The following is a 22,066-nucleotide window of genomic DNA, read 5'->3' as shown; positions in this document are numbered from 1 at the left end:
TTTGAATGAAAGTATCGATTATTTGTACCAATTATAATAAAGGGGATTGGGTACGAGAGGCTATGGATAGCTTTCTCAATCAGAGAACGACTTTTGATTTCGAGATTATTATCATTGATGATGCTTCAACAGATCATTCGTATGAGATTATTCAAGATTATCAAAATAAATTTCCTGAAAAAGTTAGAACTTTTCGTAATGAAGTGAATCTTGGCATTACTAGAACTTGGAAAAAAGTTTGTCAAGAAGCTAAGGGTCAGTACATCGCGAGATGTGATAGTGATGATTTTTGGACAGATCCATTAAAACTTCAAAAGCAAGTTGATTTGCTAGATTCTTCAACAGATTCACTGTGGTCAAATACCGAATTTGATATGGTAGACCTAGACGGAAATATTATCCAAAAAGATGCCTTTGCTAATAAGGCACTTCCTTTGATTGATTCTTACGAAGAGATGCTTGTCATGAAAGGAATGACAATGGCTTCAACCTGGCTGGTTGATACCGCTCTTATGCAAGATGTATCTGATCAAATTAGCGATACAGCCGCAGACGATACATTTGAGTTACAACTTGAATTATTCAAACGCACTAAGATTTCTTTTTTAAGTGATTCTACTACAGTATACCGTATGAATTTAGGGTCAGATTCAAAGCCTATGACACTGGACACTGCTGAAAAACGGTTTACAGGTATTTTAAATTCTCAAATTAAATATCTTAATAAGTATCCAGATCAGGATATTCAAAGGATATCGCACCTAGCACTTGTTAAGGATCGTGATTTGGATATCTTAATCTTTAAAAAAGATCGTCAGATAGAAGATTTAGATTCCAGACTGAATCAAGTATCACATATTTCTCATAATCAAAATGAGTATATTGAAGTCTTGAAAAAAGAAAATCAAGATTTTCAAACTGAGTTGAGTCGTATACGGAGTCTATATGACGAATTGCAGATTCAATATAACAGTGTTGTTACTTCGAGAAGATGGACAATACCAACTAAAATTATTAATTTCTTTAGGAGAAGTAAATGAAACGTTTATTGCTTTATGTTCATTTCAATAAATATGATCATATTAGTCGACATGTATTTTATCAACTTGAACATATGAGACCATTATTTGATAAATTAGTTTTTATTTCAAATAGTCGTCTTAGTGAAAGTGAAGTACAGAAACTTCGTGATAAACACTTGATTGATGATTTTATCCAACGTGAGAATAAAGGTTACGATTTTGCTGCTTGGCATGATGGTATGGAATTTATTGGATTCGATAACTTGAAACAGTATGATTCTGTCACCGTTATGAATGATACCTGTTTTGGTCCTCTATGGGAAATGGCACCAATCTATGATAAATATGAATCAAACCCCAATGTAGATTTTTGGGGTATGACTAATCATCAAGGAATCAAGGCTGGTGATATTTATATTCATGAACATTTGCAATCTTACTTTATTTCATTTAAAAAACGTTTAGTTGAATCTAGTGTTTTCCAAAGGTTCTGGAAATCAGTTGAGAGTTTCGAAGATGTTCAAAAGGTCATCGATAATTATGAAACTCTTTATACCAAGAAGTTTATGGATGCTGGATTTAACTATGAATCGATTCTTAATACGATTCCGCTAAAAGATAAGTTCTTCCATAGTAATTTCACAATTCATTATCCTCATGTTTTACTTGATGCAGGGGTTCCGTTTATTAAGGTTAAAACATTTGATTTAACTCAACACCTTGCCCCTTATCTGCTCAAGGAGATTGAGAATAGAACGGACTATCCAGTAGAATTTATCTTATCTCACATGTCGGATATGAGTTTACCGACTCCACCTTACTTACTTGACCGTAAAGTTATTCAGGACAGTCCACAGGATTATTCAGACACTAAAAAGATTGCTGTGCATCTCCATACCTATTATGTAGATTTGCTTGATGATTTTTTACGACAATTTGAGAATTTTCATTTTACTTATGATCTCTTCCTGACGACGGATTCGGAAGAAAAGAAGAAAGAGATTCAGTCCATTCTTGATAAGCATGGCAAAGAAGCACGAATCTTTATTACTGGTAACCGTGGTCGTGATGTTATTCCAATGCTCAAGCTGAAGGATGAGCTTTCCGCTTACGATTATATTGGGCATTTCCATACAAAAAAATCACCAGAATATCCTTATTGGGTTGGAGATTCATGGCGAAATGAACTTTTCTCAATGTTGATTCAGCCTGCTGATAATATCATTGCAAATCTGGAGCATGATGATAGATTAGGTTTAGTAATTGCTGATATTCCAACTTTCTTCCGTTATACTAAAATTGTAGATCCTTGGAATGAGAATCGTTTTGCTGAAGGTATGAATGATTTATGGGAGCGGATGGATCTTGGTCGAGATATTGACTTTGATAAAATGAATACTTTTATCATGAGTTACGGGACATTCATTTGGTTCAAGTACGATACTTTGAAACCATTGTTTGACCTAGATTTACAAGATGAAGAAATCCCAGCAGAGCCAATTCCTCAACATACTATTTTGCATTCAATTGAGCGTATTCTAGTGTATCTTGCATGGGCAAGACGTTATGATTATGCTATTGCAAAAAATGATATCTATATTACGCCTTTTGTAGATAATGTTGTATTGAATATTCGACCTGATACGTTACCAAATACTTATATTAATTTTGATAATATTGGTGGTATTAAAGGTGCTATCAAATATATTATTGTAGGACCAGGAACTGCTGTGAAGTATATTTTGAGAAGAATAAAACGTAGGTTTAAATCAAAGAGTAGTAAGAATACTTTGAAATGATTTTGACAGTTATCAAGATATTTAATAATCTTGATGTTCACATCTAACAAAGTATTTCATATAAAGGAGATATAATGAAAAAAAATACAGTCTTTGTCTATACTATGTTTTTATTAGTTTATTATTTACTTTAGAGTCAGTTGTTTATATAGGTGATCCAGGAGATCAATTTGAATTTGCTAAAATGGCAAATAAGTTTTCTTTTTTTGAATTCGCATTTTTTAGATATAAAACCTGGTCAAGTAGGCTTCTTATAGAATCAATTACCATGTTTTTATCAGCACATTATTTAATTTTCAAATTTTGCTTATTTGCTGGAATGATAATATTTTTCTATTCATTAAATGAATTGCTATTTAATAAAGCAAAAGATTATAGAATAAAATATATAACTCCAATACTTTTTTTGGTAAGCTTTCCAAGTGTATTTTTCACTAGTGCCGGTCTGATTGCAACGATGACGAACTATCTTTTTCCAATGATATCTTTTGTTGTTGGTTGCTATCTTCTCAAATTCTCTAACAAATGGTTTGTTATATCTTCGGTACCGTTCTTAATTTTTGCATGTATGCAAGAGCAGTTTACTGTATTTGCATTTTTACTTGCTATATATATATCATTTAGAAATCTTGTTATCAAAAAGGAAAAATTATCTTTAAATATCATTCCGTTAGTAATTTGTTCTATTTTAGGATTGATATCAGCGATTATTTCTCCAGGTTCCAAAATTCGAGTTATCTTGGAGACAAAAACATGGTATCCGGGATTTGATAAGCTATCTATTTTTACAAAAGTAGCAAAGGGTTTTTTAGAAACAAATCGTGTTTTGTTTTTATCAACAGAGTTGAGTGTTATTTTCTTAATCTTATTATTGTTTGTATTTATTTCGCTTACTAAGAAACTCTGGAGAGTGACATTTATATCAGGTAGCTTGTTATATATTTTACTTACCAATAAACTGGGTATCTCTAGTATACTCTCTGCTCTTAGTAGGTTGATTGATATTCAAAATAGTCGAAATAATATGGTTTATTTTAATTGGTTTGAAAATCTTTTTCCTTTGATATTTTATACTTTTATACTTTTATTATTGGCTTATATTACTTTTAAATCGTTTAGTGATTATGAAAAGGGTGTGGATGCGGTTGTAATTTTGGCAATAGGTTATATTTCTCGTATGACTGTTTCGCTATCTCCAACTCTCTATGCATCTCAGTTAAGAACCTTTACACCACTTGTCTTCTCGCTCTTAATATTAAGTATTCTTCTAATCAAGGAGGAAATCGATAATTTGAGTATGATTAAGGATTGCGAGATTCCAGTAAAATAGGAAAGTATTTTATCACATTTGAGTAGTTGAAATAAAGTATCTTCTACTCATTTTTTGTTTACACGACAGATAGGAGAAAATTTTGAATAAAATTTATAATTCTTCGAAACTATTATTGTATTTATGGAGCGTATTGTTACTATCTTTATTGACTTTATCTTCAATACTTTATCGAACAATCCTTCTTATGGATGGATCTGAATTTGCCTATATACATAGAAATAGTTTTGTTTTTATTGGGTTATTTATACTAACAGTAATAATATTTTTCATTTTGTTACGGTTTATAATAAGGTTACCGTCAAAAGTAATTTTTTTATTAGGGACTATTTTTTATTTAGTTCTAGGAATATATCTTATAATGCATCAAAACGACATGTTACGACACGATGCGCTTCAAGTTCTAGTTGCTGCTAAATCTTTAAATAAATCTGATTATAGTTCACTTCAACCATTGGTAGGTTACCTTTTTAAGTATACGCACCAAATTGGCTTAGTTAGTTTGGAAAGATTACTTTTGATGTTATTAGGTTCTGAAAATGTTGAAGGTTTATTTATAATCAATTTAATATTATCAATCTGTGATAACTTTTTACTTTATAGGATAACAGATTTAGTTTTTAAAAACTCTCAAGTAAGTAAATTATCAATGGTAATGGCTTTCTTATTTCTTCCCCACATCTTCTTTATACTTTTTGTTTATGGAATAAACTATGGTCTATTTCTAGTCTTATTAAGTCTATTCTTCTTAATAAAATTCATTAATGATAAAAAGTGGGGCAATTTTGCTGGGGCACTTATTCCTTTGATTCTTGCTGTGGTTATAAGAAGTAATTATATTATTATGGCTATTACCATTTTTATCGTATTAATTTTGGATTTCTTGAGAACAAAAAGCTGGAAAAACATCTTACTAAGTATTTTACCTTTCATAATTGTTTCATTGCTTAATGGTATTTTGGTGAATTCATATGAACAAGCATCAAAAGTTAAACAAATTGATGGAGAACCCAAAATTGCTTGGATTGCTATGGGGCTAGATGATAATCCAACCTATAATAGATTGCCAGGCTGGTATGATGCTTATGTGGAAAATGTTTATACAAAATATAATGGTAACGGAGATGGTATAACTAATGATAGTAAAAAACTGATTGCTAAAAGATTAGATACATTTTCGGAAAATCCTAGATATACCTTCAATTTCTTTAAAAATAAGTACATTTCAACATGGACAGATAGTCTTTTCCAATCAATTTGGTCAGGACCTAATAGTAGTATGCCTGTTGAGGGTCAGTCAGTTAATGGCAAATTGATGTCGAGTATTTACCATGGAGGTGTAGCATATAAGGTTCTTTATTACTATGCCTCAGTTATTTTGATAATTATCTATGGTGGGGCAATGGTTTCGATGATAATTTCTATACGCAATATGAAAGCATCGAACTTATTCATTCTAGTTTTTACAATATATCTAACTGGTGGAGTTCTCTTCCATTTGATTTGGGAAACGAAAAGTCAGTACGTTTATCCATATGTTTATTTGCTTTTACCTTTAACAGCATATGGATTACATTCTTTGTATAATGTTCTTCCAAATAAAATTTCAAGTTACCTTAAAAATACATAATTTCCCCCTCCCACTTACGAATAAGTAAGTAGGAGGTTTTTTCTTATGTATAGTATTGTAGCTGAGGAGTCGGGACTTTTGCCTCGTGAGCGTCTCTTGCAGAAGGGGGCGGAGGTTTTGTCAGATCAGGAGCTGTTGGCCATAGTGCTGCGGACGGGAACTAGGTCGGAGTCGGTCTTATCTATGGCTAGTCGTATTTTGAAAGGGATGACGAGTTTGGCAGATTTATCTCGTTTGTCTTTAAATGAACTTCAGGCCATTCCTGGTATTGGGCGTGTGAAGTCTATCGAGTTGAAGGCTATGGTGGAGCTGTCTAAGCGGATTGAGAAGGCTGAGTTGGCTCGTTCTGAGCAGATTATGTCTAGTCAGCAGGTGGCCCGTCGTATGATGTTGGATATTGGGGACAAGCCTCAGGAGCATTTGGTGGCCATTTACCTGGATACGCAGAATCGTATCATTCAGCAAAAGACGGTGTTTATTGGTGGGGTGCGTCGTTCGATTGCAGAGCCTCGTGAGATTTTGCATTATGCTTGTCATCTGATGGCGACATCTTTAATAGTGGTTCACAATCACCCGTCTGGTGAGGCCTACCCTAGTCATAATGACATTGATTTTACGCAAAAGATCAAGCGGTCTTGCAATGACTTGGGGATTTGTCTCCTTGATCATTTGATTGTAGGCAAATCCACCTATTATTCTTTCCGAGAGGAAAGAGAGGATTTTGAGCTCTAGTAAGAGTCCCGCTAATATAGAAATACAAGAAAAGGAACTGAGACTGTACTCAGTTCCTTTTATAGTTCGTTAACAACATATTCGAAGAGTTTGAGGTCTTCTTCACGTTTGTCTAGGAGAAGCTCAGGATGCCACTGTACGCCTAAGAAGCGAAGGTTTGGCGTGTTTGACTCAACGGCTTCAACAGTGTTATCTTCAGGGTCACGCGCAATGACACGAAGGTCAGAGGCCAAGTGTTTGATGCTTTGATGGTGGAAAGAGTTAATAGAGGTTTCACAACCGTAAATGTCCGCCAACTTGCTGTGCTCTTCAATCACCATCTCGTGATAAAGATAATCCGAAGGTTTGTCTTGCCAATGATGCTCGATGTCTTGGTGGAGGCTGCCACCTAGGGCAACGTTCATGAGTTGGGTACCACGACAGATTGAAAAGATTGGTTTCTTTTGTTTGGTAGCTTCTTCAATCAGTGCCATCTCAAAGAGGTCTCGCTCAAGGAAGAAGTCATTTTCACTGGCATGATTTTCCTCGTTGTAGAATTTAGGGTCAACGTTTTGTCCACCAATGAGGATGAGTTTATCAATCATGGAGATGTAGCTCTTGGCTTCCGAAGGATCAGAAACAGGTAGGAGGATTGCTAGACCTCCGGCCCTTTGAACCCCTTCGACAAAGCCAGTTGGGGCATAGGACCAGTTAATATCTTCATGGGCTGGGTTTGGCCTTACATTGGCTGTGATTCCGATAATAGGTTTAGTCATTACTTCTCCTTGATTTTTCTTCTTCTTTCATGAAATAGAGTAGGGTTTGTAGTTCACTAGTGAGGTCCACGTACTGGACAACCACATGGCGAGGAAGATTGAGGTTGACTGGAGAGAAGCAGAGGATACCTTCAATACCAGCTTCAACCAAAAGATCAGCCACTTCCTGTGCCTTGATAGATGGCACTGTCAGGATGGCTGTTTTGATGTCTTCTTGGGCAATCTTATCTTTGATTTGAGAAATTCCATAGATGGGGATATTGTCCTCAGTTTGAGTGCCTACCAATTCGTTGTCGTCCGTGTCAAAAGCCATGACCAGCTGCATGCGGTTACGCTCTTGAAAACGATAGTGGAGGAGGGCACGTCCAATATTTCCAACCCCAACAAGGAGTACCTTGGTGGTTGAATTGTCGTTAAGGAGTTCAGCGAAAAATGTCATCAGCTTGTTCACGTCATAACCAAAGCCACGACGACCTAACTCACCAAAATAAGAGAAGTCCCGACGAACAGTAGCAGGGTCAATCCCGATAGCTTCAGCAATTTGCTTGGAGCTTGCTTTTTCAATATTTTCACGATGGAATCGTTTGAAAATACGATAGTAGAGAGAGAGACGTTTGGCGGTGGCGTTTGGGATGTTTTTCTCAAAAGTCATTGATCGCTTTCCTTTCTTGAATTAGTTTGAATATCTTATATTTTAAGAAAAGATTGTGAAGATTGCAACAAAAGAGTGTAAATGAAGCGATATAAAAAACCTATCACAAGGATAGGCGCTTTCTATGTAGCTAGAAAAATGTCTTAGACTTCTTCTTGCTCAAATACTTGACGATCAACCAAACTCTGCATCAAGAAATAAAATTTTTCTTGTAAGATGTGGTGGTCTTCTTTTTTAAAGATATTAACGTTACGAAGACCAGATTTGTCTGTGATGGACAATTTGAAGCCGGTCAAGTCTTTGTTAATAGTGATTTTGAGTGGGAAACCTTCGCCTGAGTTAGGTACTTTTTCGAGCAGGCGGTGTAACTCGTAGTTTCCGATTTTATTTTGCACAAAAGTCGTGTCACGTAGGGTGAATTTTTTGACATTAGGGCTGATGCTATAACGGTATTTGCAGTCAGCTAAATGAATGCTTTTTTCAAATGCCATGTTAGTCTCCTATGATTTGATTAAGTTTTTCGGCCAGAGCTAGAAGTTCTTCAGCAGTGTTATCCTCTGATAAGCTAATACGGATAGCAGTCTTAAGCTTGTCAGAATCCTTGCCATAGAGGGCTTGAATGACATGGCTGGGGTCAACAGTTCCGGCAGTACAAGCAGAGCCCGTTGAGACAGCGAAACCAGCCAAATCTAACAGAGTTAAGAGAGGACCATTTTCCTTACCAGGAAAACTGATGTTGATAACGTGAGGTAGGCTAGGACCAGCGCTATTAATCTCGTAAGGAACGGTAAGAGCGTCTAGGAAAGTCTGACGAATTGTTTCCACATGTTGGTAATTGTCTTGGTAGTGGTCGCTGGCTTGCTTGTAAGCTGCGGTCATCCCTACAATTCCGACTAGATTTTCAGTACTGGCACGACGTTTTTCCTCTTGTTCACCACCATGGAGAAAGTTGTCAAAGTGCAAGTCATTATGATAGAGCATGCCGACACCTTTAGGTCCATGGAATTTGTGGGCGCTGATAGAGACGAAATCGGCACCGAGTTCCTCAGGGTGAATAGGAAGTTTCCCTGCAACCTGAACGGCATCCACATGGAAGGCAGCCTGGTGGTCAGCGAGTAAGTTCCCAATTTCCTTGATAGGAAGCAGTTGGCCAGTTTCGTTATTGGCATACATGACAGAAACGAGAATGGTATCGTCACGTAGAGCGTCAGCGATTTGTTGGGCTGTGATAACCTGATTTTTCGGTTGAATATAGGTTACTTCAAAACCAAAGCGTTCTTCCAGATAGGCCATGGTGTGAAGGACCGAGTGGTGTTCAATGGCCGTCGTAATCAAATGTTTCCCCTTAGCTTGATTGGCGAGGGCGTAACCTTTGATAGCTGTATTATTTCCCTCGGTCCCACCAGAAGTGAAGATAAGCTTGCGGGCAGGAACGTCGAACTGTTTGGCCATTTCCTCACGTGCTTCACGGAGTTCTCTGGAAGCTTGGCGCCCATAAGCATGAAGACTCGATGGATTTCCAAAGGTTTCAGTCATGACATGGGTCATAGCTGAGATAGCAGCGGCATTCAATGGTGTTGTCGCTGCATTGTCCAAATAAACCATAACTTAGTCCTCATTAGATTTATAAGCAAAGAGTGGGCTAAGTGGTTGGCGTTCAAAGATACGAGTAATAGCGTTGGCAATGAGCTTACTTGCTGAAATGTATTTAACGTTTGTTGGAACTTTTTCTTTAGTTGCAACGGAGTCTGTCACCAAGATTTCTTTGATTGGTGCAACGTTGAGGATTTCAGCAGCTCCACCTCCGAAGAGACCGTGGCTAGCTACGGCATAAATGTCTTTCACACCAGCACGTTCAAGGATTTTGGCAGCTTCGGCAAAAGTTTTACCCGTATTAAGAATATCATCAACAATGATGGCTGTTTTGCCTTCAACTTCACCGATGATATAGCCTTCCTCACGTTCAGCGTCATCTTGGGCGTAGTCGATGATAGCGATTGGGGCATCAAGGTATTCTGCCAAACCACGTGCACGTTTAACACCAGAGTTTTTAGGACTAACAACGACAATATCACTACCTGTGAATCCTTTTTCGTTGTAGTATTCAGCAAATAAAGGCATCGTGAAAAGATTATCCACTGGAATGTCAAAGAAACCTTGAACTTGGACAGCGTGAAGATCAAGAGTCAAAATGCGGTTAACACCAGCTTTAACAAGCATGTTGGCAATCAATTTAGCAGTGATGGGCTCACGCGAAGCAGCGATACGGTCTTGACGTGCGTAACCAAAATAAGGCATAACCACGTTGACAGAGTTAGCGCTGGCACGTTTGCAGGCATCAATCATGATTAGTAATTCCCAGAGGTAATCGTTGACAGGTTTATTAGTAGATTGGATGATATAGATATCGTCCCCACGAACAGACTCTTCAATGTTAATCATGATTTCTCCATCAGAGAATTGACGTGAAGAAACTTTACCAAGTGGCAATCCGGTAGTCTCAGCAATTTTTTCAGCAATTTCGGGATTTGAGCTGAGAGAGAACAATTTCAATTGTGGGTTTGCTTTTTGATGTACCATGATAATGGTGACTCCTTTAATAAATAAGTGCTAAGCCCAGTTAGGGCTATTATAAATTAAACTACAGATAGTTCTATTTTAGCAAAAAGCAGCAGAAATTTCAGCCATCAAACTATGATATGAACGAAAATGACGAACCTTTAGAGAAAAATTGTCTCTTGTATGCGTTTTTAGACCAAACAGTAATGGTATTTCTGGTTACTCCTTTGGTTATCAAAAAAGACAAGGCACAAACCTTGTCTCAGAAATGAAATGAATTTTTTTATAGACTGGCATCGTAACTAATGAGCAGATTTTTTATCAGCTATTGTTAATTAGTCTTTATCGCGCTTGAGAGTAGCTACAAAGCGTGCTACCTTACTTTTGGCATATTTAAAGTTAATGTTATTTTCTTTAAGAAAGGCATCGAAGTCATCTTTGCCTTTTTCGGCATCCAAAACTTCCAACTCCAGTTCATAGTCTTTCTTGTCAGCGTAAACATTGACATCAAGGGCCATAAGCCCAATGTTGGTCTGGTATTCACGACGAGTTGTGGTTAAATGCCCGAGAACGGTCAAGTCCTCTAACTTAACCCCACGCTCCAGAAGAATGGACTTGATTTGGCAATCGGGAAAGTCTAGTGACTTGGTCATAGCCTTAGCCTCTGCACAATCCATGGTGACGTTGTACTCCATGTTTCCAACCTTCTCAGGAATTTTCAGAGTCAGTTCTCCATGAGTCGGGAGCGTTCGGATGCGTAAAGACAACTTTTTGCTCTTCATATCACCCTGAATGGTGTCAATGTAATAGTTTGTTTGTGTAACAGGTGTTACATGGGAGAAAAGCATAGCCAAACGATTATACTCATCTTTGGTGAGTAGAGTTTTGTACTCTATCTCTAAATGGTTCATGTGTGTCCCTCCCTCGTCCTTTAAATATGGTATAATATAACAGATTGTTTTTATTTTATAAAAAACTAAAGCTTTTGACAAGGAGGAGTCCTATCTTGACCATGGATTGGGAAGAATTTTTAGACCCCTATATTCAGGCCGTAGGTGAGCTCAAGATTAAGCTCCGAGGCATTCGTAAACAATTTCGTAAGAAAAATCGTCATTCGCCCATTGAATTTGTGACGGGCCGTGTGAAGTCAGTGGCTTCCATTGAGGAAAAAATTGCCCTACGTGGCCTGTCTGTTGAGAATTTGGCCAAGGAAATGCAAGATATTGCTGGACTGCGTATTATGGTCCAATTTGTCGATGATGTGGATGAGGTTTTGGCTTTGCTTCGTCATCGTAGTGATATGACCATAGTCTCAGAGCGTGATTATATTAGGAACCGTAAACATTCGGGTTATCGTTCTTATCATGTTATCGTGTCTTATCCTGTTGATACCATTGATGGTCGTAAGGAAATCCTTGCCGAGATTCAAATTCGGACTTTGGCCATGAACTTTTGGGCCACTATTGAACATTCCCTTAATTATAAATATCAGGGAAATTTTCCAGAGGAGATTAAACTCCGCTTGGAAAATACGGCACGCATGGCTTATCAGCTTGATGAAGAGATGCGTAAGATACGTGATGATATTCGAGATGCTCAGTTGCTCTTTGATCCAATCAACAGAACTTTGAAAGATAGTGTAGGAAATAGTGATGACACAGATGAAGACCTTTTCGGATGAGATGAAGGTGGCTATTATTGCTAATGGCAAGCCCCAGAGTAGGCGTGTTGCCTCAAAACTTTTTAATGCCTTTCGAGACGATCCTGATTTTTATTTAACCAAGAAAAATCCTGATGTGGTCATCTCTATCGGCGGTGATGGCATGCTGCTATCAGCCTTTCATATGTATGAAAAAGAGCTTGCTCGTGTCCGTTTTGTTGGCATTCATACGGGGCATTTGGGATTTTATACAGATTATTTAGATGGTGAGGTTGAGCAGTTGATTGAGACCTTGCGTAAGGATCGTGGCGACAAGATTTCTTACCCGCTCTTAAATGTCAAGCTAACCTTGGCTGATGGCCGTTCCTTTACATCAATTGCGCTCAATGAAGCAGCTATTAAACGTAATGAAAAAACTATGGCAGCTGATGTCTGCCTCAATGACATCTTATTTGAGAGCTTCCGTGGGGATGGTCTGTCTGTAGCAACGCCGACAGGTTCGACTGCCTACAATAAATCCTTGGGTGGTGCAGTTCTTCATCCCACTATTGAGGCCCTGCAATTGACTGAGATTGCCAGTCTTAATAACCGTGTTTACCGTACCTTGGGCAGTCCACTTATTGTTCCTAAGAATGAGAAAATTACCATTTATCCTACCCGTATGGGGAGCTACACGCTTTCGGTTGATAATAAAACCTACACTAATCGTAATGTGCAAAAGATAGAGTTCTCAATTGATCAGCGTAAGATTTCCTTTGTAGCTAGTGCCAGTCATACCAGTTTCTGGGAGCGTGTACGTGATTCCTTTATCGGAGACATGGAAGAATGAGATATGAATTTACTGTGGGACGTTCCTGCCGAGTAAAGACCTTTTTGAAGGAGCATGATGTTTCCAAAGGACTTTTGGCCAAGATTAAGTTTGAGGGTGGTCATATCTGGGTCAATGGTGAGGAACAGTTTGCGACCTACCCTGTCCATGAGGGAGATGTGGTCGCTATAGAGATTCCTGATGAGGCACCACATGATACCTTAACTCCCATCCCGTTTGACTTGGATATTGTCTATGAAGATGACAATTTCTTGGTGGTGAACAAGCCATATGGTTATGCCAGTATCCCAAGTGTCAACCATGACAACACCATGGCTAATTTTGTCAAATATCACTTTGTTAGCAATAATTATCCCAACCAGCGTGTGCATATTGTGACACGTCTGGACAAGGACACGTCTGGCCTCATGCTTTTTGCCAAGCATGGTTATGCCCATGCACGTATGGATAAGCAGTTGCAGCAGAAGTCCATTAAAAAGCATTACTATGCCTTGGTTGAAGGTGATACTAAACTTGAGGAGCAGGGAGAAATCATTGCCCCCATTGCGCGTGATGTGGATTCCATCATCACACGTCGGGTCCATAAATCAGGAAAATATGCTCATACCAGTTATCGTTTAGTAGGGGATTATGGGCGAGTTAAGTTGGTTGATATTAATCTTCATACTGGACGGACGCACCAGATTCGTGTGCACTTTGCTCATTTGGGTCTTCCTCTTTTGGGAGATGACCTTTATGGGGGCTCTCTAGATTATGGAATTGAACGTCAGGCCTTGCATTGTCACCGTCTTGCTTTTGTCAATCCCTTTACCAAGAAAGAGATGGTCTTTGCGTCTTCCTTGACAGATGACTTTGAAACCGTTATCATGGACTTACAAACTAAAAAAGATTGATTGAGGAGTATTTATGCGTAGTCTATTTGGTGAACTTCGTGAACGTATTTTAGGAAAGAACATTAAGATTGTTTTTCCTGAGGGTAATGACGACCGTGTGGTTCGTGCAGCTGCCCGTTTGAAATTTGAAGGATTGGTGGATCCTATTATCTTGGGAGACCCAGCTGAGGTTCACAAAATCTTGAATGATCTTGGCTTTGCAGATTTTAACTATACGATTATTAATCCTGAAACCTATGAAGGCTTTGAGGAAATGAAGGAAAAATTTGTCGAAATTCGTAAAGGAAAAGCGACAATTGAAGATGCAGACAAGTTGCTTCGTGATGTTAACTATTTTGGTGTTATGTTAGTGAAACTTGGTCTTGCTGATGGTATGGTTTCAGGTGCTATTCACTCAACAGCAGATACAGTACGTCCTGCCCTTCAAGTTATCAAGACAAAACCAGGCATTTCACGTACTTCAGGTGTTTTCCTTATGAACCGTGAAAACACTAACCAACGTTTGGTTTTTGCTGACTGTGCTATTAACATTGATCCAAACGCTCAAGAACTGGCAGAAATTGCTGTGAATACTGCTGATACAGCTGCCATTTTCGGACTTGATCCTAAAGTGGCCATGCTTAGCTTCTCAACAAAAGGTTCTGCCAAATCACCAAAAGTTGATAAGGTTGTTGAAGCAACAGCTCTTGCTAAGGAGATGCGTCCTGACTTGGCTATTGATGGTGAGTTGCAGTTTGATGCAGCCTTTGTTCCAGCAACAGCGGCTATTAAGGCACCAGACAGTGACGTAGCAGGACAAGCTAATGTCTTTGTCTTCCCAGGTTTGCAGGCTGGTAATATTGGCTATAAGATTGCCCAACGTTTGGGAATGTTCGAAGCTATTGGGCCAATCTTGCAAGGTCTCAATAAACCAGTTAACGACCTTTCTCGTGGTGCTAGTGCCGAAGACATTTACAATCTAGCGATTATCACAGCTGCTCAAGCACTTAATAATTAAAAGTAATGATAAAAGGAGGTCTGGCCGAGTGGCTGGGCCTTTTTATGCAACTTTTGTGATTAAAAATAAATCAACTTAAACTAAAGGAAACCCTTTATTGATAAGGAATCGCAGTGGTTTTCGTGTTTACAAATGTTATCGAATTGTACAAAAGATTCTAATAATAACTGTTCTTTTTGATTATTTATGCTATAATGAAGCTGTAAAAAATTTTATGTTTTGGAGAAATCTTATGAAAAAAAGTAAATGGTTAGCCTTAGCAGGCGTTGCCGTCCTTAGTGTTGGTATTTTGGCGGCTTGTTCATCTAAGTCTAGTACCAGTGGTACTACTTATGGTTACGTTTACAGTTCAGATCCTGAAACTTTGGATTACATTACCTCAAATACAGGACCTACAACAACTGCTGTGACAAATGGTGTTGATGGTCTTATGGAAACAGATAAATATGGTAATCTTGTACCTTCAGTGGCTGAAGATTGGTCTGTCTCTCAAGATGGTCTAACCTACACTTATAAAATCCGTAAAGGGGTTAAATGGTATACCTCTGATGGTGAAGAGTACGCTGACGTTACGGCCAAGGACTTTGTAACAGGTCTTAAGCATGCGGCAGACTCAAAAGCTGGCGCTCTCTATTTGGTTCAAGATTCTATTGCTGGTTTGTCTGACTACCTATCAGGTGCCAATAAAGATTTCTCAAAGGTTGGAGTTAAGGCAATTGACGACCATACCTTGCAATATACACTTAAACGACCAGAGCCATACTGGAACTCTAAGACAACTTATGGTTTGCTTTTCCCAGTCAATGCAGACTTCCTTAAGACTAAAGGAAAAGATTTCGGTAAGTCAACAGACCCAACCTCTATCCTATACAACGGTCCATTCCTTCTCAAATCTTTGACAGCTAAATCATCAATCGAGTTGACTAAGAATGAAAACTACTGGGATAAGAAGAACGTTCACTTTGATGCTATCAAATTGACCTATGATGATGGTTCTGATCCAGAATCTTTGGAACGTAGTTTCACTGATGGTGCTTATAGTATTGCTCGTGTCTACCCAATGAGCTCTAACTATGCATCTGTCGAAAAGAAATATAAAGATAATATCTACTATACAGCAGCTGGTGCGTCAACGTCAGCTATGAGTGTCAATATTGACCGTCAAAGTTACAAATACACTGCTAAAAAGACTGACGCTGAAAAGACCTCTACGAAAAAAGCTCTTTTGAATAAAGACTTCCGTCAATCAATTAACTTCGCTATTGACCGTACGGTATATCAATCACAAGTCAATGGTAAAGAGGGAGCAGCTAAAGCTATTCGAAATCTCTTTGTTCCTTCTGACTTCGTTAGTGCAGGTAATAAGACCTTTGGAGATCTTGTTACTGAAAAGATGAGTTCATATGGTGACGAGTGGTCAGGCGTCAACTTTGCTGATGGTCAAGATGGTCTCTACAATGCTGAAAAAGCTAAAACTGAGTTTAGTAAGGCTAAAGAAGCTCTCCAAGGAGAAGGTGTTCAATTCCCAATCCACTTGGACCTTCCAGTTGACCAAAGTTCTAAACTTAATGTTTCTCAAGCGCAATCTTTGAAACAAACCATTGAAAAATCATTGGGAAGTGACAATGTGGTGATTGATATCAACCAATTGTCATCTGATGATATGTAAAATGCAACCCTTAATGCGCCAAATGCGGCTGCAGAAGATTGGGATATTTCAAATGGTGTTGTTTGGAGTCCAGACTATCAAGACCCATCAACTTATCTTAATATCTTTAAGACAACATCAAATGAAAACACTAAGACCTTCATGGGATATGATAACCCAAATAATGCGGCAGCAGCTCAAGTAGGACTTAAAGATTATGATGCCTTGCTTGACTCAGCAGATTCTGAAACAACAGATCTCAATGTACGTTATGATCGTTATGCTCAAGCTCAAGCTTGGTTAGAAGATAGTTCACTTGTCATTCCTTTGACGGTTGGTAACGGTGCAGCTCCAGTTGTCTCACGTTTGACACCATTTACAGGTTCATATACTCAAGTGGGTGATAAGAGTTCAGGTGACTACTTCAAATATGTTAAACCACAAGAAAAAGTAGTTACTAAGAAAGAATTTGAACAAAGTCGTGAAAAATGGCTCAAAGAAAAGAAAGTGTCTAACGACAAGGCTCAAAAAGATCTTGCCAAACACGTTAAATAATGCCATGGAAAGAGGCGTAAGCCTTTTTCTTTTGGCCAAAAATTTATCAAAATGCTTTTGAAAGTAGCTATCAATTGTGAGAAAGAAGGCATAAGACAAAATATTCTGAAAATTGCTGTTATTTCGATTTTTATGGTATAATGGTGATATGACTATGATTTTTTGGAGAATGCTTATGAAAAAAAGAAGATAGTGCGTTACGATGTTAAACAAAAAGACAAGCAAGGCTGTGGTGAGGTCATCCTCAGGTAACTTTGGTTAATCAGAGTGTCGTACCAACGCATGCTTGATTGATAACAGACTCAGGTGACTATTCAAGTAGGAGCTGAGGGTTCTGACAGATGTTTACGCATCTTGAATCTTCAAAAGCTGTTGTCATAAGAAAAATGATGATACAGCCCGTGAAAACTGGTTTAAAGAAAAGTCTAAGTCCAACGAACACGCTCAAAAAATCATGAGAATGACGTTAAATAAAAGGACGATAGAACTTTCTCATTTGATTGGGAAAGTTCTTTTGGAGTTAAAGGAAGAGACATGAAAAAATACATTTTATTGAGAACCCTTCGTTCTCTATTGTCAATATTTGTCGTGACGGCCTTGACCTACACCATTATTTATACCATGGTGCCGAGGCGTCTGATTTTCAGACAGGACCCTAACTACAACAAGATTGCAAAGACAGCCGATTCGAAGGCTAACTATGAAAATACAATCTATGAGCGAATGGGTTATATTGATTACTATGACACCAAGGAATTGCAGGAAAAAGCAAGCTCGCTTGATAAGTCTGTAACGACTAAACCAACCAAGGCCAATAAGGCTATCTACCAAAAATATGTGGATAGTTTGGGACGTGGCTGGCATTTGCAGCAGTTTAAGGAAAGTAAGCAATTTTATGCGACACGTGATGTGCCAGTACTTGAACGTGTATTTGGCTTCTATAAGCACCTCTTTGAATTTGACAATACTGGATGGGTGAAAGATAAAACAAATCCAAACTTGAAACGTTACATTCGAATTGAAAATGATCCGGCTATTGGTTGGTCAGTGGTTGGTTCAGGGACTAAGCATAAATATCTGCTTTACTTTAATGGTCAGTTCCCATTTGTTCACCAAAACTTCGTGAAGATGAACCTTGGTACGTCTTACCCAACCTATGCTGATCAGGGTGTCCTTGATGTCATTACGCAGGGCCAAGGACAAACCTTAACAACTGATGTGAATTTCCCAACGGGTAAAAAGCCATCTTCAGTGGATATTTACTCTCGTACCTATAAATCACCAAGTCAGGCTGACGAAAGAGACCGTTCTTTGTTTGGCAATGATCCTTATACAGCAACGAAAAGTCATTACCAGTATCCATCAATGGTGACAAGCTCTGCTATTGCTGGATTGATTGGCTTGGTCTTGTCTTATGCATTGGCGATTCCATTAGGGTCATACATGGCCCGCTTAAAGAACACCCTCTTTGATAGTGTGTCAACAGGTATTCTGACCTTCTTGCTTTCTCTACCAACTATTGCCTTGGTTTATATCATTCGATTGATTGGTTCTGAAATTGGTCTTCCGGATTCCTTCCCAATCTTGGGTGCAGGTGACTGGCGTTCTTATGTCTTGCCATCTGTTATTCTTGGTCTCTTGTCAACACCAGGGCTTGCCATTTGGATTCGTCGTTATATGATTGATTTACAATCTCAAGACTTTGTTCGTTTTGCACGCGCCAAAGGGTTGTCAGAAAAAGAAATTTCAAACAAACACATTTTCAAAAATGCGATGGTATCCTTGGTTTCAGGAATTCCAGCATCTATCGTAAGTGTTATCACCGGAGCTACCTTGACAGAAACTATTTTTGCCTATCCTGGTATGGGTAAAATGTTGATTGACTCTGTTCGTGCTTCAAATAATGCTATGGTTGTGGGTCTCGTGTTTATTTTCACAGCTCTCACCATCTTCTCATTGCTTGTGGGTGATATCCTTATGACAGTGATTGACCCACGTATCAAATTGACATCTAAAGGAGGTAAATAATGGCTTCAATTGATAAAAGTAAGTTCCAATTTGTAAAGCGCGATGATTTTGCCTCTGAAACAATTGATGCACCGGCTTATTCTTATTGGAAATCGGTGATGCGTCAGTTCCTTAAAAAGAAATCAACAGTAGTCATGTTGGGTATCTTGATTGCCATTGTTTTGATGAGTTTTATTTACCCGATGTTTTCAAAATTTGATTTCAATGATGTCTCAAAAGTTAATGATTTCAGTTTGCGTTATGTTCACCCAAATGCTCAATATTGGTTTGGTACCGATAGTAATGGTAAGTCTCTATTTGACAGTGTTTGGTTTGGAGCTCGTAATTCAATCCTTATCGCTGTTATCGCTACCTTCCTTAATGTTGTCATTGGTTTGCTTGTGGGTGCTGTTTGGGGGATTTCTAAGACCTTCGATATGGTTATGATGGAAATCTACAACATCATCTCAAATATTCCTGACCTCCTTGTGGTTATTGTCTTGACTTATTCATTGGGTGCTGGTTTCTGGAATATGATTTTTGCCATGACTGTGACAGGTTGGATTGGAATTGCCTACAGTATCCGTATTCAAATCATGCGTTACCGTGATTTGGAGTACAACTTGGCTTCCCGTACACTGGGAACACCAACGGCAAAGATTGTGGTTAAAAATATCATGCCACAACTTGTGTCAGTTATCGTGACCATGGCGAGTCAGCTTTTGCCAGGATTTATCTCTTACGAAGCTTTCCTTTCCTACTTCGGTTTGGGACTTCCCGTTACAACACCTAGTCTAGGTCGTTTGATTTCAGACTATGCTCAGAACGTTACGGTCAATGCTTATCTTTTCTGGATTCCATTGACAACCTTGATTCTCGTTTCTCTTGCCCTCTTTATTGTTGGTCAAAACTTAGCGGATGCTAGTGACCCACGTACGCATAGATAGGAGTCCAATATGACAGAAAATAAAAATGTAATATTATCGGCTCGCGATATCGTCGTGGAATTTGACGTTCGTGACCGTGTTTTGACAGCTATTCGAGGGGTTTCCCTTGATTTGGTTGAAGGTGAGGTTTTGGCCTTGGTTGGTGAGTCTGGTTCAGGTAAATCAGTCTTGACTAAAACTTTCACAGGGATGCTTGAAGAAAATGGCCGTGTAGCCAGTGGATCTATTAATTATCGTGGTCAAGATTTAACAAAACTTAAGAGTCACCAAGGTTGGGCACCAATTCGTGGAGCTAAGATTGCAACAATCTTCCAGGATCCTATGACCAGTCTGGACCCTATTAAGACTATCGGTAGTCAAATTGTTGAAGTCATTGTCAAGCACCAAGGTAAATCGCCTAAGGAAGCTAAGAAAATGGCCATTGACTATATGGACAAGGTCGGTATTCCTGATGCGGAGGAACGTTTCAATGAATATCCTTTCCAATATTCTGGTGGGATGCGTCAACGTATCGTTATTGCCATTGCCCTAGCTTGTCGTCCTGATATTCTTATCTGTGACGAGCCAACAACGGCTCTTGACGTGACTATTCAGGCTCAAATCATTGACCTCTTGAAATCACTCAAAGAGGAGTATGGTTTCTCGGTCATTTTCATTACCCATGACCTTGGTGTCGTAGCCAGTATTGCTGATAAGGTTGCGGTTATGTATGCTGGAGAAATCATTGAGTTTGCTACGGTTGAGGAAATTTTCTATGAACCTTGCCATCCCTATACTTGGAGCTTGCTGTCAAGCTTGCCACAGTTGGCTGCTGATAAGGGTGAACTCTTCTCAATTCCAGGAACACCGCCATCACTTTATACACCTGTAGTTGGAGATGCCTTTGCCTTGCGTTCAGACTATGCTATGCAAATTGACTTTGAGGAAAAAGCGCCACAATTCCAAGTTTCTGATACTCACTGGGCTAAGACCTGGCTCTTACATGAGGATGCGCCAAAAGTTGAAAAACCTGAGGTCATCCAAAATCTACATGAAAAAATCCGTGCCAATATGGGATTTGCACATTTAGAAGATGAGGAGGAAGGCAATGCCTGAGAAGTTAGTTGAAGTAAAAGATGTGGAAATTTCCTTCGGTGAGGGAAGCAAGAAATTCGTTGCGGTCCACAATGCTAATTTTTTCATCAACAAGGGTGAAACCTTTTCCCTCGTTGGTGAGTCTGGTAGTGGTAAAACGACTATCGGGCGTGCCATTATTGGTCTAAATGATACCAGTAATGGCGACATTATATTTGACGGTAAGAAAATCAATGGACATTTATCTCACTCTGAGAAAAATGACCTTATCCGTCGTATTCAGATGATTTTCCAAGACCCTGCAGCTAGTTTGAATGAACGTGCGACGGTTGACTATATCTTGTCTGAGGGTTTGTATAACTTCCATCTTTATAAGGATGAAGAAGACCGTAAGGCTAAAATCAAGGAAATCATCAAAGAAGTAGGGCTTCTCGAAGAGCACTTGACACGTTATCCTCACGAATTTTCTGGGGGACAACGTCAACGTATCGGGATTGCGCGTTCCTTGGTTATGCAACCTGATTTGGTTATTGCCGATGAACCGATTTCAGCCCTTGACGTGTCAGTCCGTGCCCAAGTCTTGAACTTGCTTAAGAAATTCCAAAAAGAGTTGGGATTGACCTACCTCTTTATTGCTCATGACTTGTCAGTGGTCCGTTTCATTTCTGATCGTATCGCTGTTATCTATAAGGGAACAATTGTGGAAGTTGCCGAAACGGAAGAACTCTACAACAATCCTATTCACCCTTACACCAAGTCACTCTTGTCTGCTGTTCCTATTCCAGACCCAATCTTGGAACGTAAGAAAGTTTTGAAGGTTTATGATCCAAACCAACACGACTATTCTGTCGATAAACCAGAAATGGCTGAAGTACGCCCAGGACACTTCGTTTGGGGTAACAAGGCAGAAATCGAGACTTACCGTAAAGAACAAAGCAAATAAGTCTTTTCAATGCAAAAAAAATCGTGTTCCAAAA

19 protein-coding genes and 1 pseudogene are annotated in these 22,066 nt (G+C 38.8%); 14 read left to right on the top strand and 6 right to left on the bottom strand.

What is annotated here, in order from left to right; genetic code table 11:
• The first annotated feature begins 5 nt into the window (after window positions 1–5).
• The 5 genes from HMPREF0848_RS05505 (at window position 6) to radC (ending at window position 6,513) form a co-directional block, all read left to right on the top strand.
• Entirely contained in the window at window positions 6–1,040 is a 1,035-nt protein-coding gene (locus HMPREF0848_RS05505; RefSeq protein WP_008535182.1) for a glycosyltransferase family 2 protein, read from the top strand.
• Window positions 1,037–2,821, top strand: a complete 1,785-nt coding sequence (locus HMPREF0848_RS05500) for a rhamnan synthesis F family protein (RefSeq protein ID WP_008535181.1) — start codon at window positions 1,037–1,039, stop codon at window positions 2,819–2,821. The genes HMPREF0848_RS05505 and HMPREF0848_RS05500 overlap by 4 nt, the downstream gene beginning before the upstream one ends.
• 184 nt (window positions 2,822–3,005) lie before the next feature.
• Window positions 3,006–4,151 (top strand): hypothetical protein, encoded by a 1,146-nt coding sequence (locus tag HMPREF0848_RS05495; protein ID WP_008535180.1) that lies wholly within the window; start codon window positions 3,006–3,008, stop codon window positions 4,149–4,151.
• 82 nt (window positions 4,152–4,233) lie between these two features.
• Entirely contained in the window at window positions 4,234–5,781 is a 1,548-nt protein-coding gene (locus tag HMPREF0848_RS05490; protein ID WP_037608997.1) for a hypothetical protein, read from the top strand.
• A 45-nt stretch (window positions 5,782–5,826) separates the two neighbouring features.
• Entirely contained in the window at window positions 5,827–6,513 is a 687-nt protein-coding gene (gene radC / locus HMPREF0848_RS05485; RefSeq protein WP_008535178.1) for a RadC family protein, read from the top strand.
• Window positions 6,514–6,572: 59 nt separating this feature from the next.
• On the opposite strand, the gene HMPREF0848_RS05480 is transcribed toward radC, so the two are convergent.
• The 6 genes from HMPREF0848_RS05480 to HMPREF0848_RS05455 all read right to left on the bottom strand — a co-directional run bounded on the left by HMPREF0848_RS05480 (window position 6,573) and on the right by HMPREF0848_RS05455 (window position 11,390).
• Window positions 6,573–7,268, bottom strand: a complete 696-nt coding sequence (locus tag HMPREF0848_RS05480; protein WP_008535177.1) for a gamma-glutamyl-gamma-aminobutyrate hydrolase family protein — start codon at window positions 7,266–7,268, stop codon at window positions 6,573–6,575.
• Complete coding sequence (locus HMPREF0848_RS05475) at window positions 7,261–7,920, bottom strand: redox-sensing transcriptional repressor Rex (RefSeq protein ID WP_002889417.1); 660 nt, start codon at window positions 7,918–7,920, stop codon at window positions 7,261–7,263. The genes HMPREF0848_RS05480 and HMPREF0848_RS05475 overlap by 8 nt, the downstream gene beginning before the upstream one ends.
• 143 nt (window positions 7,921–8,063) lie before the next feature.
• Entirely contained in the window at window positions 8,064–8,411 is a 348-nt protein-coding gene (locus tag HMPREF0848_RS05470; RefSeq protein ID WP_002889416.1) for a DUF1831 domain-containing protein, read from the bottom strand.
• A 1-nt stretch (window position 8,412) separates the two neighbouring features.
• Entirely contained in the window at window positions 8,413–9,525 is a 1,113-nt protein-coding gene (locus tag HMPREF0848_RS05465; protein ID WP_008535176.1) for a cysteine desulfurase family protein, read from the bottom strand.
• A 3-nt stretch (window positions 9,526–9,528) separates the two neighbouring features.
• Complete coding sequence (locus tag HMPREF0848_RS05460) at window positions 9,529–10,500, bottom strand: ribose-phosphate diphosphokinase (RefSeq protein ID WP_008535175.1); 972 nt, start codon at window positions 10,498–10,500, stop codon at window positions 9,529–9,531.
• A gap of 314 nt (window positions 10,501–10,814) precedes the next feature.
• Window positions 10,815–11,390, bottom strand: coding sequence for a CYTH domain-containing protein (locus tag HMPREF0848_RS05455; RefSeq protein ID WP_008535174.1), 576 nt, complete (start codon window positions 11,388–11,390; stop codon window positions 10,815–10,817).
• Between the two features lie 95 nt (window positions 11,391–11,485).
• Between HMPREF0848_RS05455 and HMPREF0848_RS05450 the strand changes: the two genes are divergently transcribed.
• From HMPREF0848_RS05450 to HMPREF0848_RS05410, 9 genes and pseudogenes are all read left to right on the top strand, one after another.
• Window positions 11,486–12,160 carry a GTP pyrophosphokinase gene (locus tag HMPREF0848_RS05450; protein WP_037608995.1) on the top strand — a complete coding sequence of 225 codons (675 nt, stop codon included), beginning with the start codon at window positions 11,486–11,488 and terminating at the stop codon, window positions 12,158–12,160.
• On the top strand, window positions 12,132–12,968 hold the full coding sequence (locus tag HMPREF0848_RS05445) for an NAD kinase (RefSeq protein WP_037608993.1): 837 nt from the start codon (window positions 12,132–12,134) through the stop codon (window positions 12,966–12,968). The genes HMPREF0848_RS05450 and HMPREF0848_RS05445 overlap by 29 nt, the downstream gene beginning before the upstream one ends.
• On the top strand, window positions 12,965–13,861 hold the full coding sequence (locus HMPREF0848_RS05440) for an RluA family pseudouridine synthase (RefSeq protein WP_008535168.1): 897 nt from the start codon (window positions 12,965–12,967) through the stop codon (window positions 13,859–13,861). The genes HMPREF0848_RS05445 and HMPREF0848_RS05440 overlap by 4 nt, the downstream gene beginning before the upstream one ends.
• A gap of 13 nt (window positions 13,862–13,874) precedes the next feature.
• Entirely contained in the window at window positions 13,875–14,858 is a 984-nt protein-coding gene (pta, locus tag HMPREF0848_RS05435) for a phosphate acetyltransferase (RefSeq protein WP_008535166.1), read from the top strand.
• 232 nt (window positions 14,859–15,090) lie between these two features.
• A pseudogene (locus tag HMPREF0848_RS05430) lies at window positions 15,091–17,061 on the top strand (peptide ABC transporter substrate-binding protein).
• 534 nt (window positions 17,062–17,595) lie between these two features.
• A complete protein-coding gene (locus HMPREF0848_RS05425) occupies window positions 17,596–19,089 on the top strand; it encodes an ABC transporter permease (RefSeq protein WP_002889404.1) in 1,494 nt (497 codons plus the stop codon).
• Window positions 19,089–20,015, top strand: coding sequence for an oligopeptide ABC transporter permease OppC (oppC, locus tag HMPREF0848_RS05420; RefSeq protein WP_008535160.1), 927 nt, complete (start codon window positions 19,089–19,091; stop codon window positions 20,013–20,015). The genes HMPREF0848_RS05425 and oppC overlap by 1 nt, the downstream gene beginning before the upstream one ends.
• A 9-nt stretch (window positions 20,016–20,024) precedes the next feature.
• Complete coding sequence (locus HMPREF0848_RS05415; RefSeq protein ID WP_008535158.1) at window positions 20,025–21,110, top strand: ABC transporter ATP-binding protein; 1,086 nt, start codon at window positions 20,025–20,027, stop codon at window positions 21,108–21,110.
• Entirely contained in the window at window positions 21,103–22,032 is a 930-nt protein-coding gene (locus HMPREF0848_RS05410) for an ATP-binding cassette domain-containing protein (RefSeq protein ID WP_021152348.1), read from the top strand. Before HMPREF0848_RS05415 ends, HMPREF0848_RS05410 begins: the two co-directional genes overlap by 8 nt.
• Window positions 22,033–22,066: the final 34 nt, after the last annotated feature.

Source organism: Streptococcus sp. C150 (assembly GCF_000187445.1).
Lineage (GTDB): Bacteria > Bacillota > Bacilli > Lactobacillales > Streptococcaceae > Streptococcus > Streptococcus raffinosi.
This window is presented reverse-complemented; position numbering and strand designations above follow the sequence as displayed.